Origin of the sequence: Moraxella marmotae, assembly GCF_042219885.1 — a bacterium.
Lineage (GTDB): Bacteria > Pseudomonadota > Gammaproteobacteria > Pseudomonadales > Moraxellaceae > Moraxella > Moraxella marmotae.
In genome coordinates this window covers 957,347-974,252 of sequence record NZ_JBHJHR010000002.1, presented here as the reverse complement: position 1 = coordinate 974,252, position 16,906 = coordinate 957,347, and the positions used below count along the sequence as shown (strand labels likewise).

Below are 16,906 nucleotides of genomic sequence, written 5' to 3'. Positions count from 1 at the left end.
ACGAGATTTACTAACTATTATGTGCCTTATTCCAACAAAATTCAAGACAAACGCACGGATAAAGGCATTAAAATCAAGTCGTGATATAATAACAACGCTTTTATAGCAAGGCTTGCCAAACTTTATTTAATTTATCAAACATACCGATTGAGCAAATAAAATATGACGCTATCTGATACCGACATCATACGCATGAACCAGACCGAACAACAACAAAGCGATGCGTTTTTTGGGGATTTTATCCAATCCATCACCGTCTATGAAGACGATGACATTTGGGTGCTGGATAAGCCTGCTGGCCTGCTCAGTGTCGATGGGCGACTGCTCAAAGTCAGTCTACAATCTCGGCTTTTGCGTGTCAATCCTGCCGTGCGACTCATTCACCGCTTGGATATGGACACTTCAGGGCTGATTATTTTTGCCAAATCCGCCGAAGCTCAGACGCACATCAGCAAGCAATTCATTGACCGCATTCCCCAAAAAGAATATCAAGCGGTGGTGATGGGCAGCCTGATTGATGATGACAAACAAGGCATCATCGATGTGCCAGTGCGTTATGAACCCAGCACCAAGCCACGGCACATTGTGGATATGAATTGGTCAAAGCGTGCCTTGACGCATTATCAAGTGCTACACCATGAATTACGCTGCGATAACGCTGGCAAGGCACACCCTGTCACTCGTGTCGCCCTAAAGCCCATCACAGGCAGAAGTCATCAGCTGCGAGTGCATATGACGCACATCGGCCATGTGATGATTGGCGATCCGATTTATGCCGAAGGTGTTGCCGCCGAATTGTCCCATCGGCTCAATCTGCACGCACACAAACTGCGTCTAAAACACCCCAGACACGGCGTATGGCTAGACTGGGAAAGTCCTGTGCCTTTTTGACTTGCCAGCATTTGAATGGTTTTTAAGTCCATATTTAAATTGATATTGAAATAAATCGTCAAATGGCGTTCAAAATGCGTATCAATGCCCATCAAGCCAACAAATTTACCCAAATCGCCAAACCATTCGCTGATTGATACACGCTTGGCATTGGTCAATTTGCTATCCGCTTGGCAAATTTTTGGGCGATGACACATTTTTGTACAATTACTTTGTACAATGACGCAATAATGCCTTGACACAATCTATGTTTTGACTTAATATTAGCAACACCTGCAATCACATTCTGCTGATTGCATTTTTCTTTTTCTATCCTAATGCTGTATCTATTGATTTACGCCCATTTTGGGTGATCACTCATACATTTGCCTACCTATGAATTTAACCGAACTCAAAAGAAAATCTGTTGGCGAACTATTGCAGATTGCCGAATCTATGGGTCTTGACAATATGGCTCGCAGCCGCAAACAAGACATCATCTTTGCCATCCTAAAAACCCACGCCCGCAACGGTGAGCCGATTTATGGCGATGGCGTACTTGAAATCCTGCCTGATGGCTTTGGGTTTTTGCGTTCGTCCGAAGGCTCATATTTGGCAGGCCCTGATGACATCTATGTCAGCCCAAGCCAAATTCGCCGCTTTAATCTACAAACTGGCGACTCGATCGCAGGGCAAATCCGCCCACCCAAGGACAGTGAGCGTTATTTTGCACTGCTAAAGGTCAGCGAAATTAACTTTGATACGCCAGACCGCAGCCGCCACAAGCTCATCTTTGAAAACTTAACGCCGCTATTTCCTACGCAGCAGCTGGTTTTGGAAGCAGGTAACGGCACAACCGAAGATTTGACAGGCCGCATTATCGATTTGATTGCCCCTATCGGTAAAGGACAACGCTCAATTATCGTAGCACCGCCAAAAGCTGGTAAAACCGTCCTACTACAAACCATCGCCCAAGCCATCACTCGCAATCACCCTGAATGCCACTTGATTGTTCTGCTTATCGATGAACGCCCTGAAGAAGTTACCGAGATGCAACGCACCGTGCGTGGCGAAGTCGTGGCATCGACCTTTGATGAGCCGCCACAACGCCATATCCAAGTTGCCGAGATGGTCATCGAAAAAGCCAAGCGACTGGTTGAGCATAAACAAGATGTGGTGATTTTGTTAGACTCTATCACTCGACTGGCTCGTGCGTATAATACCGTCATTCCGTCCAGCGGCAAAGTGCTGACAGGCGGCGTGGACGCCAATGCCCTTGAACGCCCAAAACGCTTTTTTGGGGCTGCTCGCAATGTCGAAGAAGGCGGCAGTCTGACCATCATCAGCACCGCACTCATTGACACTGGCTCAAAGATGGACAGCGTGATTTTTGAAGAATTCAAAGGCACAGGCAACCAAGAAATTACCCTTGAACGAGATCTTGCCGAACGCCGCATTTTCCCTGCCATCAATATCAAAAAATCCAGCACTCGCCGTGAAGAGCGTCTGCTTGACGAAGAAACCCTACGCCGTGTGTGGATTTTGCGTAAACTGATGCAGCCAATGGAAGACTCGCAAGCGACCGAGTTTTTGCTTGAACGACTCAAAGATTCTAAGACCAACGAAGAATTTTTTGAGCAAATGGTCAAAAAAGCCCAAAACTAGTTTTGGCAAATGCACCCAAAATCCCAAAAACCTTTAAGCTCAAGCAACCGCTTGGGCTTTTTGTTGCCCAAATTATTTCACCGATTTACTCAGCAAATCTCTAAGTGCTTGTTTTTTAATTGGATATTTTTGCTACCTTTAACCTGCCAATTTGCTTGGTAAGCAGCTACACAATATTTGTATTAAATTTATAAAAATCTTTGTGATTTTTGTTTTTTTATGTCAAATTTTATGCTAAAATAACAAGAACACAGCGTCTTTTACAATTTATTTTATCAATGACAATCTTATTGCTTGTCGATTGCCAATTTTGAAACGATAAATTGTGGCTTGACTTAAGTGGTAGGGCGGTTGATTGTCATTTTTTGTTACACATAATATCTGTTTTAACAAAAAATATATTTTGATTTGTCCTAAATTATCGTATAATGAGACGAATTTATACCCACCTGTTGAGTGGTTTTGTTGTCTTTTTTATCTAATTTTAAGATAACAAAACGCATTCATAGGCATTTTTTTTACTAAATATCCACCCAAATTGGAGTTTACCATGCAAACTAAACTAATCGCATCTGCACTAATCGCTGCTCTAGCTCTAACTGCTTGCTCAAAACCAGCTGAAGAAAAAGCTCAAGACGCTGCTGCTGCCGCTACTGACGCCGCTGTTGAAGCAACTGAAGCTGCACAAGACGCTGCTGCTACTGCTGGCGAAGCTGCTGCTGACGCTGCAAACACTGCTGCTGACGCTGCTGCTGAAGCAACTGAAAAAGCTGGCGAAGCTGCACAAGCTGCTACTGACGCTGCTACTGGCGACGCAAACGCTACTGAAGCTGCACAAGCTGAAGCTGCTGCTGACCAAGCTCAAGAAGCTGCTGAAACTGCACAAGAAGCTGCTACTGAAGCAACTCAAGAAGCTGGCAAATAATTTATACGTTGGTGGCAAAACACCGATAAATTATTTCTCACAAAAAGAGAATCCGATTTTGGGTTCTCTTTTTTATTTGCTTGATGATTTGCCTAACAACTGCCCAAAACCATGATTCAAAACAATTGCCCAAAAAAAATATCCCAAATGCACCAAACGCACATTTGGGATAATGGATAAAATCGTCAGTCTGCTTTATCGTTAGGCTTCGGTAACTGGGATTTTACCGATTTTGGCTTGCCAGATTTTTGGGGCAGTGGCATGTACTGAGCTGCCGCTACTGTCCACCGCAACCGTTACAGGCATGTCCTTAACTTCAAACTCATAAATCGCTTCCATGCCCAGCTCTGGGAATGCCACGACTTTGGCGTGTTTGATCGCCTTAGACACCAGATACGCCGAGCCGCCCACTGCCATCAGATACACCGCTTTATTGTCAGCAATCGCTTGGCAAGCCGCTTCGCCACGCTCTGATTTGCCAATCATACCCAAAAGACCAGTTTGCTCTAGCATTTGGCGAGTGAATTTATCCATGCGAGTCGCTGTCGTTGGGCCAGCAGGGCCGACCACTTCATCACGCACAGGATCGACAGGACCAACATAATAAATCAGCTTATTGGTAAAGTCCACTGGCAATTGCTCGCCGTTATTGAGCATATCGGTCATGCGTTTGTGTGCTGCATCACGGCCAGTGTAAATTTTGCCACTCAACAGTAGCACATCGCCAGTTTGCCAAGTGGCGACTTCGTCTTTGGTCAAAGTATCGACATTGACACGCTTGCCATTTTCAGGATTGTAAGTCACATCTGGATAGACATCAAGGCTTGGCGGTGTCAGCTCTACAGGGCCTGTACCGTCCAGCTCAAACTCCACATGGCGAGTGGCAGCACAGTTTGGAATCATCGCCACAGGCTTGGACGCTGCATGGGTTGGGTAGTCTAGGATTTTGACATCTAGCACGGTGGTCAAGCCACCCAAGCCTTGCGCACCGATGCCCAAAGCATTGACTTTTTCGTACAGCTCCAGACGCAACGCTTCTGTGGTCGATAGCTCAGCACCTGATGCCGCCTTGTCTTTTAGCTCATGGATATCAATATGGCTCATCAAAGATTCTTTGGCAAGCAAAGCCGCCTTTTCTGGCGTGCCGCCAATGCCAATGCCTAAAATCCCCGGTGGGCACCAGCCTGCCCCCATGGTTGGTACAGTTTTTAGCACCCAATCCACGATGCTGTCTGATGGGTTTAGCATGGCAAGTTTTGATTTGTTTTCTGAGCCGCCACCTTTTGCCGCACAAGTCACTTCAACCTTATCGCCAGCGACGATTTCCATATGAATCACCGCAGGCGTATTGTCCTTAGAGTTTTGACGCTTGCCCGCTGGGTCTAGTAGCACAGATGCACGCAGAGTATTGTCAGGGTGCTTGTAAGCACGGCGGACGCCTTCATTGACCATATCGGCCACGCTCATGGTGGCGTCCCAAGTAACATTCATACCGACTTTTAAAAACACCGTGGCGATGCCTGTATCTTGGCAAATTGGGCGGCGACCTTCGGCACACATACGGCTATTGACCAAAATTTGCGTCATGGCGTCCTTGGCGGCTGGGTTTTCTTCACGCTCAAGTGCCTCGACCAACGCCTCGATATAATCGGTTGGGTGATAGTAGCTAATGTACTGAAACGCATCAGCGATACTTTGGATAAAATCCTCTTGCTTAATTACGGTCATGATGACTTCCTTATGGCTAATTTGGTGCAAATCGTACAAATGCACGCAAACGGCTAATTTTGCCCAAGCGGTTAAGCCCAAGCGTCCAATATGTTGCCATGGCATACAATCGATGTCATGGCACAATGATAACTCTAATTATAAACTTATTTTATCATTTTTTGGGTGAGAAATTCACAACAAAATCATTGAAAAAACAAACATTATTTTGCCAAAATCTGCTTTAGCACTTCAATCAAGCGAGCGTTTTGCTCTGTGGTGCCGACACTGATTCGCAGGTAGTCTTTGATGCTGTCTTGTTTAAAATGACGGACAATCACGCCCTGCTCACGCAATTTGTCGCTGATGGTACTGGCGTCAAAATTTGGCAATTTGGCAAACACAAAATTTGCCGTCGATGGCACAACTTCAAAGCCCAACGCCTGTAAATCCGCCCGCAACGCTTCACGCAGAGCGATCACCGCTTGGCGTTTTTCTTCAAAATACGCCACATCTTGGACGCTGGCAGTCGCCCCTGCCTGTGCCACACGATCCAGTGGATAGCTGTTAAAGCTGTTTTTCATCGCCGTCAAAGCAGCGATGAGATTGGGATTGGCAAACGCCATGCCAACTCGCAAACCTGCCAAGGCACGAGACTTAGAAAAGGTCTGCGTAACGACAATGTTATCAAATTGGCGAATCAGACTGATGGCAGATGCCGCCTTGACATCGTCAGCATAGTCAATGTACGCTTCATCAATCACCACCACCACATCAGGGTGCATGGCGGCAAGTTTTTTAATATCATCAATGCCAAGCAGTCGCCCTGTCGGTGCGTTAGGATTGGCAAGAATCACACCATCGCACGGCTGATTATACGCTTTGACATCAATACCAAAATCCGCCGTCAGCGGCACGCTTTGCACAGGCACACCAAAAGTATCGGCATAAACTGGATAAAAACTGTAACTGATGGCAGGCATTAACAGCGGCTTAGATTTGGTAAAAAAGCACGCAAACACCAACGCCAGCACTTCGTCTGAACCATTGCCCACAAACACTTCATCGCTATCTAGCCCATAATACGCCGCCAGTGCCGCACGCAGGGTGTCGGACTCAGGTTCAGGATACAGACGCAAGGCTTTGGCGTCATCACCGATGACCGCTTGCATTGCCGCCACCGCCTTTGGACTGGGAGCGAAGGGATTTTCGTTGGTGTTGAGCTTTACCAAATTGTCATGCTTAGGCTGCTCACCCGGTACATAAGGGCTTAGGCTTTTTGCCTTGTTGCTCCACAAGCGATTATCAATGGTCATATCATATCCTTAAATTGGTTTTGGCATTTGGCGTGTTTTGGTCAATTGGGGTGCATTTTGGTGCATTCTTAATAAATTTAAAAATTTAAAATCCCAAAATCGATAACAATCAATTGGCTTTTGATTGATGGCGATAGCGTGCCGACAAAGCATGTGCTTTTAGATTTTCTTGGATTGCCAAAATGTCGGCGGTCTTAGCAAGCGTCTGACTGCCTGCCTGCGTGCAATAAATCAGCGATGATTTTTTGGTAAAATCATACACGCCAAGCGGTGAGCTAAAGCGTGCCGTGCCTGATGTCGGCAGCACATGGTTACTACCAGCACAATAATCGCCGATCGCTTCTGGCGTATAGCGACCCATAAAAATCGCACCTGCATGGCGAATGTCCTTTTCGACCAATTCAGGCTCATCAAGCAGCAGCTCCAGATGCTCTGGGGCAACTTGGTTAATCACCGCCACCGCTTCTGTGCGATCTTTGACCAAAATTAACGCCCCACGGTTGAGCAGTGCTTGGCGAGCGATGTCTGCCTTGGGTAAGCGTGCCAATGCCGCATCAATCGCCTGTGCCACTGCTTCAAGCTGAGCTTGGCTGGTCGTTACAAAAATCGCCTGTGCCACTGTGTCATGCTCGGCTTGTGATAACAAATCCATCGCAATCCAATCGGCATTATCATTCGCCTGTCCTTCAGCATAGACCAAAACTTCTGATGGCCCTGCAATCATATCGATGCCCACTTGACCAAACACCGCTCGCTTGGCAGCGGCGACATATTTATTACCCGGCCCTGTGATTTTATCCACTGCCTGTATGCTGTCTGTGCCATACGCCAATGCTGCCACCGCTTGAGCCCCACCAATGGTGATGACCGTATCCACGCCTGCCAGATGTGCTGCCGCCAGCACCAAAGGGTTTAGCTCGCCATTCGGTGCTGGGACGACCATGGTAATATCGCCCACGCCAGCGACTTTGGCAGGAATGGCATTCATCAACACGCTCGATGGATAACTTGCCAAACCGCCCGGCACATAGATGCCGACACGATCAAGCGGTGTTACCTTTTGTCCCAAAGTATTGCCCAAAGCATCAACAAAGCGAAAGCCTGATTCTTTTTGGTATTCATGAAATGCAAAAATGCGTGCCGCCGACAATTCCAAAGCGGTTTTGACTTCATCATCAAGGGCATCAAATGCCGATTTTAATTGGTCAGCGCCGATAAATAACTCGTCCATCGTCTTGGCTGGGTGCTTGTCAAACTGCTGCGTCAAAGCCAGCACCGCCGCATCGCCTTTGGTACGCACTTGGGCGATAATCTCATCTACCGTGGCAACCAACGCCTTGTCGGTAACTGTTTCAAAGGCAAGCAGGTTTTGTAATTGGCTGGCAAAATTCTCATCTTGGCTGTTTAATCTGGTGATGGTTGGCATAAGGCTACTCCTAAAATCCGTATCATTTACGTATCAGTTATTGTGTCATCAATGGTTATTGGCTTAATGGTGGCCGATAAGCATGGGCAATTTGACTGTTTGGCTATTTAGTTAAGACTTGGCGTGATTTGGCAATTCGGCGATTTGGTTATTGGTCAGCCAAATTTGTGCGTGCCACATCTAACTTATGATACAGCTTGCGATGCAAGGCGTACACATAGGCATCGACACGCTCGCCTGCTCTTGTGGTTACTGTGATGCATTCACGCTGATACGCCGATCCTTCAAAAGCGTCCAATCTGTCCCAATGCAAATGCAGCTCATCAGAGCCAAACAGCCACCCCTGCACCGTCTGGGTTATCTGTTCAGGCAAATCAAGCACCAAGGCAGGATAACCGCCAGTCAAGCCAAAGCCGTCCTTGTCCATCTTGGCTTTGGCAAAAGCCTGCTGCCAACTGCCTGTGATGGGCGTCATGATGTGGTGATTGCACTCATTGGGAGCCAGTGTACCATAAACAAACAAATACTGCATGGCGTTAGTGCTGCACCGCTGTTTCTAAAATCTGCAAAATCGGCTCAAGCTGGGCAAGTTTACGCTTGTAGCTGGCAGGATTGGCAATCAGTCGTGATGACACTTGGCAAATCGTCTCCAGTGGCTCAAGTCCATTAGCACGCAAAGTATTGCCCGTGTCCACCACATCGACAATCAAATCACCCAAACCCACCAACGGTGCCAGCTCCATTGAGCCGTAGAGCTTGATAATATCCACCTGCTCACCACGGCAAGTAAAATACTCTCGTGCGACATTGACATATTTGGTGGCGATACGCAAGCGGCGATTTGGCAAACTTGCCCCTGCCACACCTGCGGTCATCAGGCGGCATTTGGCGATATTTAAGTCAAGCAGTTCATACACTTGGGCATCGTATTCCATCAGCACATCTTTGCCCGCCACGCCAATATCAGCCGCCCCATGCTCAACATAGGTCGGCACATCAGACGCTCGCAAAATCAACAAACGCACGCTCGGATCACTGGTCTGAAAAATCAGCTTGCGTGATTTGTTCATATCTTCAAGCGGCGTGATGCCTGCTTTGGCAAATAAAGGCAGCGTCTCGTCCAAAATCCGCCCTTTTGATAAAGCGATGGTCAAGCCATCAAAAGTGTCTGCTTGCGTCTGATGATTCATGTTAACAAGATTCCCAGTTATTATTTTAATCGTCTGATAAATTGTCTATACAAAAAAGCACCGATACATCATCGGTGCTGGTTGTCTTATGCCTTGATACGCTCAATATTAACGCCCAAAGCACGCAGTTTATTCTCCACATCGTCATAACCACGGTCAATGTGATAAATGCGGTCAATAATGCTCTCGCCATCGGCACAGGCGGCTGCCATCACCAAGGACATCGACGCTCGCAAGTCGGTCGCCATCACAGGGGCTGGGGTGAATTTTTCGACACCTGTAACGATGGCGGTATGCCCATCAATATGGATTTTAGCACCCATGCGTTGTAGCTCTGGCACATGCATAAAGCGGTTTTCAAAGATATTTTCGATGATGGTGCTGGTACCTTCGGCAAGACAGCATACCGCCATCAGCTGAGCCTGCATATCGGTTGGGAAACCCGGGTGTACCTGCGTGCGAATATCTACCGCCTTGGGGCGTGTGGTCATCACCGCACGAATCCAGTCATCGCCTGTGGTGATGGTCGCTCCCATGGCTTCAAATTTTTGTAAAACTGGCTGCAAAAATACCGCCGATGTGTTTTTGGTCAAAACATCGCCACGGCTCATCAAAGCACCTGCCAAATATGAACCTGTTTCGATGCGATCAGCAATGACACTGTACTCACAGCCATGCAAGCTGTCCACGCCTTCGATAATCATCGTTGTCGTGCCGATGCCGCTGATTTTTGCCCCCATCGCTACCAGCATATTTGCCAAATCCACCACTTCAGGCTCTGTGGCACAGTTTTGTAGGCGTGTTGTGCCTTTGGCAAGAGTTGCTGCCATGATTACATTTTCGGTACCGCCAACAGTAACCATATCAAAGCTAAAATCACAGCCAATCAAACGGCCGCCAGCAGGTGCTTTTGCCTTAACATAGCCGTTTTCAACTTCGATGCTAGCTCCCAAAGCTTCAAATGCCTTTAGGTGCTGATCCACAGGTCTAGAGCCGATTGAACAGCCACCGGGCAAGGACACTTCGGCTTCACCAAAGCGAGCTAGCAGCGGACCCAGCACCAAAATCGATGCCCGCATGGTACGCACCAGCTCATAAGGGGCATAATAATCGGTTACAGCTCGAGCGTCTGCCACCACCGTGTTGCCTTCTTTGCTGATTTTAACACCAGTCCCTGCGATAAGCTTAATCAAAGTAGCAGTATCTTTGAGCGTTGGCACATTATGCAGGACGGTTTGGTCATTGGGCAATAACATGGCGGCAAGCAGCGGCAAGGCGGCATTTTTTGAGCCAGAAATGGTGACTTCGCCTGCGATACGGCTGCTGCCTGTGATTTTAAATTTGTCCATAGCATCTCTCTTTATTGTGCTGTCCGCTCGGCGTATTCGGCTGGGGTCAAGGCGTGAATGGTCAAGGCGTGCATTGCACCGCTTTGGATATATTCATTCACCAAAGGAAAAATCATCTGCTGGCGTGCCACCAATCGCTTGCCAACAAAGACTTCATCAACAATCAGCACTTCAAATTTATTGCCTTGATTGACCGATTCTATCTTGGCATCAGGGAAATGTGGGCGAAGTGTTTCAATCAAATTTTCTGCATTCATAGCAATTCTCATCAAATCTCAATCAGCATCGGCTGACATAAAATCGTATTGTACCAATATTATTATACCAACAGTATTGTACCAATTATTATAACAAAACTATCGGACATTATTTAAAAAGTTGATAATTAATTTATCGTGCGTCCATTAATTTATCGTGCGTTTTACGCTGGCTAATTGCCACCACCAAAAACTGGTGCGGTGTTTATCGGAGCGGCATTGCTGGCGTTTGGCGTGTAAATTTCTTGTAAGACATAACCTGAGTTGCCAGTGTTATTGCCAGAATCATTTGGCGTATCAGGCATTGACGGCACGCCTTGGTATGGCTCATCAGGGGTATAAGTCTCGGTCGCCATCGACGCATCGTCCATCGGTGCATGATCCACCAAAGTGGTCAAAGTTACCGCCATCGCCATGCCGGGTGTTGCTTGAATCGCCTGCAAAATATCGTCTTGCTGTGCTGTGGTCAAATTGCCCATCACATAAGCGGTGCGATCACGGACGATAATTTTATATTGCGACGATTTGATATTGCGATTGGCAATCAAGCGTGCGTTAATTTTTGAACGCAGGTAGTTTTCATGCACCGTGTGGCTTTGGCTTTTTGGCGTCTCAATCACAGTCAGATAATTAAACACTTTATTGACATCTCTCATCGATTCGATGGTGCGACCGATGTCCACTTTGATTTGCTCGCTTGGCACTTCACCAGTCAATAGCACTTCTCGGCGATAGCTGTCAATGGCGACACGGACATTGCTGGGGTTAATCCCTGGAATGGTTACCAAATTGCGGCGTGCCGTCAGCTCAATGCTGCTGTCACTGATATGCTCAGGAATGCTGCGACCCATGGCATCAGCACCGATGCTGTCTGCCTTGCCCGAAGCACACGCCGTCAAACCAAACACCGCCGCACACAAGGCGACTGCTAAGATTTTTTTCATAAAAGTCATTCCGTATCGCTTGGGATTTTGGTACATATGCCTTTATCCCTTGTTAAAATCATCAAAAAAAATCACCAATTTGCCACACAATCAAAACCATAAGCCATATCGACCGCCAAATCAAAACGCAGCCACTAGCCACTCATGCACCGCCACACCATCAAGCAAATCAAACGCCATCACATCAAAGCGGCATTCATCGTCCGCATATTGCTCATGCGTCTGCAAAAACTGCTCGGCGGTGCGATAGATTTTGGCTTGCTTGGCAGGTGTGATGCTGTCAATGGCTGTACCAAATGCCGATGCCGAACGACTTCTGACTTCCACAAAAACCAAAAGATTTTTGGTGTTTGAGCTGCTGCTTGGGTGTTTGGTTTGGTGTGCAGTTTGGCGGGCGATAATATCAATCTCACCCAAGCGAGCTATGGTGTAATTGGTGGCAACAATCTGAAATCCTGCTTGACGCAAAATCTCTGCCGCACGCATCTCAAACGCATCGCCCTGCTGGCGTTTGGCGGTCTTTGGCATCAGCGGATACGCTTGACCACGACCGTGCTGGCGATTTTGTCATGCCAGCCTTGTTTTTTGGCATCAAAACCTGCCCAAATATAGCCCAGCCCCAGCACAATACCAGAAACCGTATAGCCGATAAAATACCGCAACAACGCCTGCGACAGTTTGATTTTTTGACCTGTTTTGGCGTCCAAAATTTGCAAATCAAACAGCATCTTGCCGGGTGTTGCTGCCTTTTTTAGCCAAAACCAGATAACCAGTGCTGTTATCGCCAAATTGCTAATCAGATCAAAATACACAAACCCGCTATCGTCTGCCAGCGATGGATTGTCAAGCATTGCCGATGGCGAAAACGCCATCATCGCCAAAGATACAACCAATATAATCGCAAAAACCAGTAAGCAGTCAATCATCGTCGCTGCAAAACGCACCCAAAATCCTGCGTACTGATATTGTGAATCGTCATATCGTGGGTCGTGAATGGTATTGGGTGTCGTCATATTATGATCGCCTTGGCGGTTGTTTTTGATTACTATGATAAAATGGTTCTAGCATAACAAAGTTTTGGACTTTTCGCCATAAGTTCTGCGATTTTGCCGTGAATTTTTTGTGGATTTTCGGTAAAATATTGTGAATTGACGGTGAGAAATTTATGAAATTACGAATTTTAAGCATTGGGCATAAAATGCCAAATTGGGTGCAGGCAGGATTTGAAGAATATTTCAAACGCATTCAGCCGATGATGACGGTCGAAATGGTCGAGCTGCCGTCTGCCAAACGCAGCAAAAACCCTTCGCCTGCCGAAATCGAAAAATACAAAGCCACCGAAGCTGCCACCATCTTAAACGCCAAACAGCCCAAAGAGCTGCTGTGGCTACTGGAAGTCAAGGGCAAAATGCTCTCCACCGAAAAGCTGGCGGATAAGCTGACCGTTGCCATGCAAGATGGCGTAGACATTGCCTTGGTCATTGGTGGTGCCGATGGCGTGGCTGATAAAGTGCTGCGTGCTGCCGATTTTAAATGGTCGCTGTCTGAGCTGACTTTGCCGCACCCATTGGTGCGTGTTTTGGTGATGGAGCAGCTATACCGTGCGATGAGCATTATTAATAATCACCCATATCATCGGGGCGGCTAGGCTGATGATTTACATTTAATCTTTAATTAAAATAATAAAACAAAAACCGCCCATCGTCTGATCGGCGGTTTTGGTTTTATTAAAAGCCAATGTTTGATTAATACAAATTAACCAAAATAAGCAAATTAAGCAATGCCTTTCATGGTTAGCTTGATGCGGCCACGATTGTCGATGTCTTGGACTTGGACTTTGACCACTTGGCCTTCTTTTAGATAGTCGCTGACATTTTCGACACGCTCATCAGAGATTTGGCTGATGTGTACCAAGCCATCTGTACCCGGCAAGATGGTTACAAATGCACCAAAATCAACGATGCGAGCCACCACACCTTCATAAACTGTACCCACTTCCACTTCGGCAGTGATTGCTTCGATTTGTGCCATTGCTGCACGAGTTGATGCTTTGTCCATACCAAAGATACGGATTGTGCCGTTATCTTCGATATCGATGGTCGCCCCTGTCTCTTCGGTCAGCTGGCGAATGGTTGCACCGCCTTTACCGATAACATCACGAATTTTTTCAGGATTGATGTTCATGGTCGCATAGTTTGGTGCATGAGCATTAATCTCGGTGCGGCTGCTGGCAATCACTTCATTCATCGCCGATAGGATATGGATACGGCCAGCGTGTGCTTGTTTTAGGGCTTGCTCCATGATGTCGGCGGTGATGCCTTCGATTTTGATATCCATCTGCAAGGCGGTGATGCCTTCGGTAGTCCCTGCCACCTTAAAGTCCATATCGCCCAAGTGGTCTTCATCGCCCAAAATGTCTGATAAGACCGCAAAACGCTCGCCTTCTTTGACCAAGCCCATCGCAATGCCTGCCACAGGTGCTTTTAGCGGAACGCCAGCGTCCATCAATGACAGCGACGCACCACAAACTGACGCCATCGATGATGAGCCGTTAGATTCGGTAATTTCAGATACCACACGAATGGTGTATGGGAAACGGTCAGCAGCAGGCAGCATGGCTTGCACCCCACGGCGTGCCAAGCGGCCATGGCCGATTTCACGGCGTTTTGGCGCACCTTCACGGCCAGTTTCGCCCACTGAGTAATGTGGGAAATTATAATGCAGCATGAAATGATCTTGCTTAGTGCCTGCCAAAGTATCGACCAAATTGACATCACGAGTCGTGCCTAGTGTCGTTACCACCAACGCTTGGGTCTCACCACGAGTGAACAATGCCGAGCCATGCGTATATGGCAACACGCCCACTTGGATATCCAAGGCACGCACCGTCTCCAAATCACGACCGTCAATGCGTGGCTTGCCTGATAGGATATTATCACGCACGGTGCGGTATTTGAGTTCTTCGAACAAGGCTTTGACGCTGTCGGCTTTTTCGGCGTATTCTTCGCTTTCTGGATCGCCTGCCAAAGCTTCAACCGCTTCATTTTTGATTTCATCTAGGCGAGCATAGCGATCTTGCTTGACGGTGATGGTGTACGCTTGGCTCACTTTTTCGGTAAAGCCTGCTTTTAGAGCATTATTCAGTGCTTCATCGATGGCTGGGGCGACAAATTCTTGCTTGGCATTGCCCACCTTGGCAGCAAATTCATTGATATTATCAATCACCACTTGCTGCTGACCATGACCGTATAGCACCGCACCCAGCATTTGATCTTCAGACAGCTCTTTGGCTTCAGATTCAACCATCAACACGGCAGATTTTGTGCCAGCAACGACCAAATCCAAATCGCTTTGCTTCATCTCGGCACTGTTTGGGTTTAGGACATATTCGCCATTGATAAAGCCCACTCGTGCCGCACCAATCGGACCGTTAAACGGTGCTGGTGAGATGGCAAGTGCCGCTGATGCACCAATCATCGCTGCGATGTCGGCATCTTGTGATTTGTCCGATGAGATAACTGTGGCGGTAATTTGGATTTCGTTATAGTAGCCTTCTGGGAACAGCGGACGGATTGGACGGTCAATCAAGCGAGAAGTTAGGGTCTCAAACTCGCTAGCACGACCTTCACGCTTGCCATAGCCGCCCGGGATTTTACCTGATGCGTACATTTTTTCTTGATAATTGACGGTCAATGGGAAAAAATTCTGACCTGCGACCGCTTCTGGACGCACCACCACAGCGACCAGTACAGACACGCCGCCCATGTGTACCAACACACTGTCGGCCTGGCGAGCGATGCGACCCGTTTCTAGGACAACTTGCTGGTTGCCGTATTGAAATTCTTGACGAATGGTATTAAACATAACAATTCCTATCTTTTGTGGCTCGGCTAAATCTAAAGCCCTAAGCTATAACATCACGCACCAATGCCAAAATGTCATACCTTAGAGTTCTAAATTCTTGCCGATTGCTAAAATGTTTTGTGCAATTTGATTGATAAAATTTAAAAAATTGCAAAATTTCAAAGAAAAACGGCACGCAAAAGCACGCCGTTTTTGGTATCGTACACAGGATAATCCTGATGCTCACAGAGCAAATTAACGACGCAGACCCAATGAACCGATAAGATCGGTATAGCGGTTTAGATCTTTACCTTTTAGGTAGTCCAACAATTTGCGGCGTTGGTTTACCATGCGGATTAGACCACGGCGACCGTGATGGTCTGCTTTATGCACTTTAAAATGCTCTTGTAGGTCATTGATGCGAGCGGTCAATAGTGCCACTTGCACTTCTGGGCTACCAGTGTCATTTTCGCCACGCTTGTATTTTGCGATGATCTCTTCACGATCTTTGTTAGTTAGCATAAGATACTTTCCTATCTAGGCAATGCAAAGTTATTCGGGCAAGCATTGCATTGCTAAAGCCTGCCTAAGCCAATTGGCGTTAAAACGCTGATTATAGCAGTTTTTTTGGGCGATGTCAGCTGTTTTTATATTTTATCACCCAAAAAACCCACTGGTGTGGAGAACCAATGGGTTTTAGACTTCTTAACTAACGGTATTAATTAGAAGTTATAACGCAGACCAACTTTGGCACCGTATTGGTTTACTTTAACATCATCATTGCCAACTTTACCAAGGTAGTTGTATTCTACGCCAGCATCAACGGCTAGATTTGGATTAACCGCATATTGTACGCCTGCAAGCACGCCTGCACCAACATTGGTTTTTCTTTCATCAAGGCTGGAATAGCTGGCATTGTAACGACTGTTTGTGTCTAACTTCAACACATTCACGCCCAATCTGGCACCTGCATAAGGGGTGAAAGCAGATTGATTGTCAAAATCATAAATCGCTGACAAACCAAGCGAGTGTGCGACCAATTTGGCATGGTGGTAGTCAGTAGGGCTGACCACTTCATCGTTTTTGATTTTGCCAAAATAGGTATAATCGCCCACATAACGAACTGCACCTGTGTCCTTACCCACAGCAAGCGTAAAGCCAGTTTGATTTTTTTTGATTTTGTCGCCATCTTCTTTGGCTTCTAATTTTGATACGCCAACATTACCTTGGACATAGTAGCCATTGTTAGCGGCGACATTTGCCATAGCGGTGGTTGATAGTGCTGCCAAAGCGGTTGCAAGAACTAACTTTTTCATAAAGCTCTCCTTCGAAGTTTTGCATAAATTGCTAAAGTTAGTTCATTCTACCCCCTCCTTGTGATGGCTGTCAAGTCATTTTGATACAATTGGGTGAT

General features: G+C 46.9%; 17 protein-coding genes. 4 read left to right on the top strand and 13 right to left on the bottom strand.

Annotated features, from left to right (window positions below):
* Positions 1–162 precede the first annotated feature (162 nt).
* The 3 genes from ACFBZI_RS04585 (at position 163) to ACFBZI_RS04575 (ending at position 3,460) form a co-directional block, all read left to right on the top strand.
* Positions 163–891, top strand: a complete 729-nt coding sequence (locus ACFBZI_RS04585; RefSeq protein WP_375715247.1) for an RluA family pseudouridine synthase — start codon at positions 163–165, stop codon at positions 889–891.
* Between the two features lie 375 nt (positions 892–1,266).
* Positions 1,267–2,535: a transcription termination factor Rho gene (gene rho / locus ACFBZI_RS04580; protein WP_375715246.1), complete on the top strand. Its 1,269-nt coding sequence runs from the start codon at positions 1,267–1,269 to the stop codon at positions 2,533–2,535.
* A gap of 550 nt (positions 2,536–3,085) precedes the next feature.
* Positions 3,086–3,460 carry a hypothetical protein gene (locus tag ACFBZI_RS04575; protein WP_375715245.1) on the top strand — a complete coding sequence of 125 codons (375 nt, stop codon included), beginning with the start codon at positions 3,086–3,088 and terminating at the stop codon, positions 3,458–3,460.
* A 201-nt stretch (positions 3,461–3,661) separates the two neighbouring features.
* On the opposite strand, the gene ACFBZI_RS04570 is transcribed toward ACFBZI_RS04575, so the two are convergent.
* The 10 genes from ACFBZI_RS04570 to ACFBZI_RS04525 all read right to left on the bottom strand — a co-directional run bounded on the left by ACFBZI_RS04570 (position 3,662) and on the right by ACFBZI_RS04525 (position 12,662).
* Positions 3,662–5,191, bottom strand: a complete 1,530-nt coding sequence (locus tag ACFBZI_RS04570; protein ID WP_446221241.1) for a fumarate hydratase — start codon at positions 5,189–5,191, stop codon at positions 3,662–3,664.
* 200 nt (positions 5,192–5,391) lie between these two features.
* Positions 5,392–6,483 (bottom strand): histidinol-phosphate transaminase, encoded by a 1,092-nt coding sequence (hisC, locus tag ACFBZI_RS04565; RefSeq protein WP_375715244.1) that lies wholly within the window; start codon positions 6,481–6,483, stop codon positions 5,392–5,394.
* Between the two features lie 109 nt (positions 6,484–6,592).
* Positions 6,593–7,909 carry a histidinol dehydrogenase gene (gene hisD / locus ACFBZI_RS04560; protein ID WP_375715243.1) on the bottom strand — a complete coding sequence of 439 codons (1,317 nt, stop codon included), beginning with the start codon at positions 7,907–7,909 and terminating at the stop codon, positions 6,593–6,595.
* A 148-nt stretch (positions 7,910–8,057) separates the two neighbouring features.
* Entirely contained in the window at positions 8,058–8,441 is a 384-nt protein-coding gene (locus ACFBZI_RS04555) for a gamma-glutamylcyclotransferase family protein (RefSeq protein ID WP_375715242.1), read from the bottom strand.
* Between the two features lie 4 nt (positions 8,442–8,445).
* On the bottom strand, positions 8,446–9,099 hold the full coding sequence (hisG, locus tag ACFBZI_RS04550; RefSeq protein WP_375715241.1) for an ATP phosphoribosyltransferase: 654 nt from the start codon (positions 9,097–9,099) through the stop codon (positions 8,446–8,448).
* Between the two features lie 86 nt (positions 9,100–9,185).
* Complete coding sequence (gene murA, locus ACFBZI_RS04545) at positions 9,186–10,448, bottom strand: UDP-N-acetylglucosamine 1-carboxyvinyltransferase (protein WP_375715240.1); 1,263 nt, start codon at positions 10,446–10,448, stop codon at positions 9,186–9,188.
* An 11-nt stretch (positions 10,449–10,459) separates the two neighbouring features.
* Entirely contained in the window at positions 10,460–10,705 is a 246-nt protein-coding gene (locus tag ACFBZI_RS04540; protein WP_375715239.1) for a BolA family protein, read from the bottom strand.
* A gap of 173 nt (positions 10,706–10,878) precedes the next feature.
* Positions 10,879–11,649, bottom strand: a complete 771-nt coding sequence (locus tag ACFBZI_RS04535; protein WP_375715238.1) for a BON domain-containing protein — start codon at positions 11,647–11,649, stop codon at positions 10,879–10,881.
* A gap of 120 nt (positions 11,650–11,769) precedes the next feature.
* On the bottom strand, positions 11,770–12,177 hold the full coding sequence (locus tag ACFBZI_RS04530; RefSeq protein ID WP_375715237.1) for a YraN family protein: 408 nt from the start codon (positions 12,175–12,177) through the stop codon (positions 11,770–11,772).
* Positions 12,177–12,662, bottom strand: a complete 486-nt coding sequence (locus tag ACFBZI_RS04525; RefSeq protein ID WP_375715236.1) for an RDD family protein — start codon at positions 12,660–12,662, stop codon at positions 12,177–12,179. The genes ACFBZI_RS04530 and ACFBZI_RS04525 overlap by 1 nt, the downstream gene beginning before the upstream one ends.
* A gap of 152 nt (positions 12,663–12,814) precedes the next feature.
* Here ACFBZI_RS04525 and rlmH point away from each other — a divergent pair, with 152 nt between their 5' ends.
* Positions 12,815–13,297: a 23S rRNA (pseudouridine(1915)-N(3))-methyltransferase RlmH gene (gene rlmH / locus ACFBZI_RS04520; protein WP_375715235.1), complete on the top strand. Its 483-nt coding sequence runs from the start codon at positions 12,815–12,817 to the stop codon at positions 13,295–13,297.
* A gap of 125 nt (positions 13,298–13,422) precedes the next feature.
* Here rlmH and pnp read toward each other — a convergent pair whose 3' ends face one another.
* From pnp to ACFBZI_RS04505, 3 genes are all read right to left on the bottom strand, one after another.
* Positions 13,423–15,519 (bottom strand): polyribonucleotide nucleotidyltransferase, encoded by a 2,097-nt coding sequence (pnp, locus tag ACFBZI_RS04515; RefSeq protein WP_375716311.1) that lies wholly within the window; start codon positions 15,517–15,519, stop codon positions 13,423–13,425.
* A gap of 228 nt (positions 15,520–15,747) precedes the next feature.
* Positions 15,748–16,014 (bottom strand): 30S ribosomal protein S15, encoded by a 267-nt coding sequence (gene rpsO / locus ACFBZI_RS04510; RefSeq protein WP_375715234.1) that lies wholly within the window; start codon positions 16,012–16,014, stop codon positions 15,748–15,750.
* 200 nt (positions 16,015–16,214) lie between these two features.
* A complete protein-coding gene (locus ACFBZI_RS04505) occupies positions 16,215–16,808 on the bottom strand; it encodes an opacity family porin (RefSeq protein WP_375715233.1) in 594 nt (197 codons plus the stop codon).
* Between the last annotated feature and the right edge of the window lie 98 nt (positions 16,809–16,906).

What these genes read in the sequence shown, in the direction of transcription:
- ACFBZI_RS04585 (WP_375715247.1), top strand. Translation starts at nt 163, where the DNA reads ATGACGCTATCTGATACCGACATCATACGCATGAACCAGACCGAACAA.
- rho (WP_375715246.1), top strand. Translation starts at nt 1,267, where the DNA reads ATGAATTTAACCGAACTCAAAAGAAAATCTGTTGGCGAACTATTGCAG.
- ACFBZI_RS04575 (WP_375715245.1), top strand. Translation starts at nt 3,086, where the DNA reads ATGCAAACTAAACTAATCGCATCTGCACTAATCGCTGCTCTAGCTCTA.
- hisC (WP_375715244.1), bottom strand. Translation starts at nt 6,483, where the DNA reads ATGACCATTGATAATCGCTTGTGGAGCAACAAGGCAAAAAGCCTAAGC.
- hisD (WP_375715243.1), bottom strand. Translation starts at nt 7,909, where the DNA reads ATGCCAACCATCACCAGATTAAACAGCCAAGATGAGAATTTTGCCAGC.
- ACFBZI_RS04555 (WP_375715242.1), bottom strand. Translation starts at nt 8,441, where the DNA reads ATGCAGTATTTGTTTGTTTATGGTACACTGGCTCCCAATGAGTGCAAT.
- hisG (WP_375715241.1), bottom strand. Translation starts at nt 9,099, where the DNA reads ATGAATCATCAGACGCAAGCAGACACTTTTGATGGCTTGACCATCGCT.
- murA (WP_375715240.1), bottom strand. Translation starts at nt 10,448, where the DNA reads ATGGACAAATTTAAAATCACAGGCAGCAGCCGTATCGCAGGCGAAGTC.
- ACFBZI_RS04540 (WP_375715239.1), bottom strand. Translation starts at nt 10,705, where the DNA reads ATGAATGCAGAAAATTTGATTGAAACACTTCGCCCACATTTCCCTGAT.
- ACFBZI_RS04535 (WP_375715238.1), bottom strand. Translation starts at nt 11,649, where the DNA reads ATGAAAAAAATCTTAGCAGTCGCCTTGTGTGCGGCGGTGTTTGGTTTG.
- ACFBZI_RS04530 (WP_375715237.1), bottom strand. Translation starts at nt 12,177, where the DNA reads ATGCCAAAGACCGCCAAACGCCAGCAGGGCGATGCGTTTGAGATGCGT.
- ACFBZI_RS04525 (WP_375715236.1), bottom strand. Translation starts at nt 12,662, where the DNA reads ATGACGACACCCAATACCATTCACGACCCACGATATGACGATTCACAA.
- rlmH (WP_375715235.1), top strand. Translation starts at nt 12,815, where the DNA reads ATGAAATTACGAATTTTAAGCATTGGGCATAAAATGCCAAATTGGGTG.
- rpsO (WP_375715234.1), bottom strand. Translation starts at nt 16,014, where the DNA reads ATGCTAACTAACAAAGATCGTGAAGAGATCATCGCAAAATACAAGCGT.
- ACFBZI_RS04505 (WP_375715233.1), bottom strand. Translation starts at nt 16,808, where the DNA reads ATGAAAAAGTTAGTTCTTGCAACCGCTTTGGCAGCACTATCAACCACC.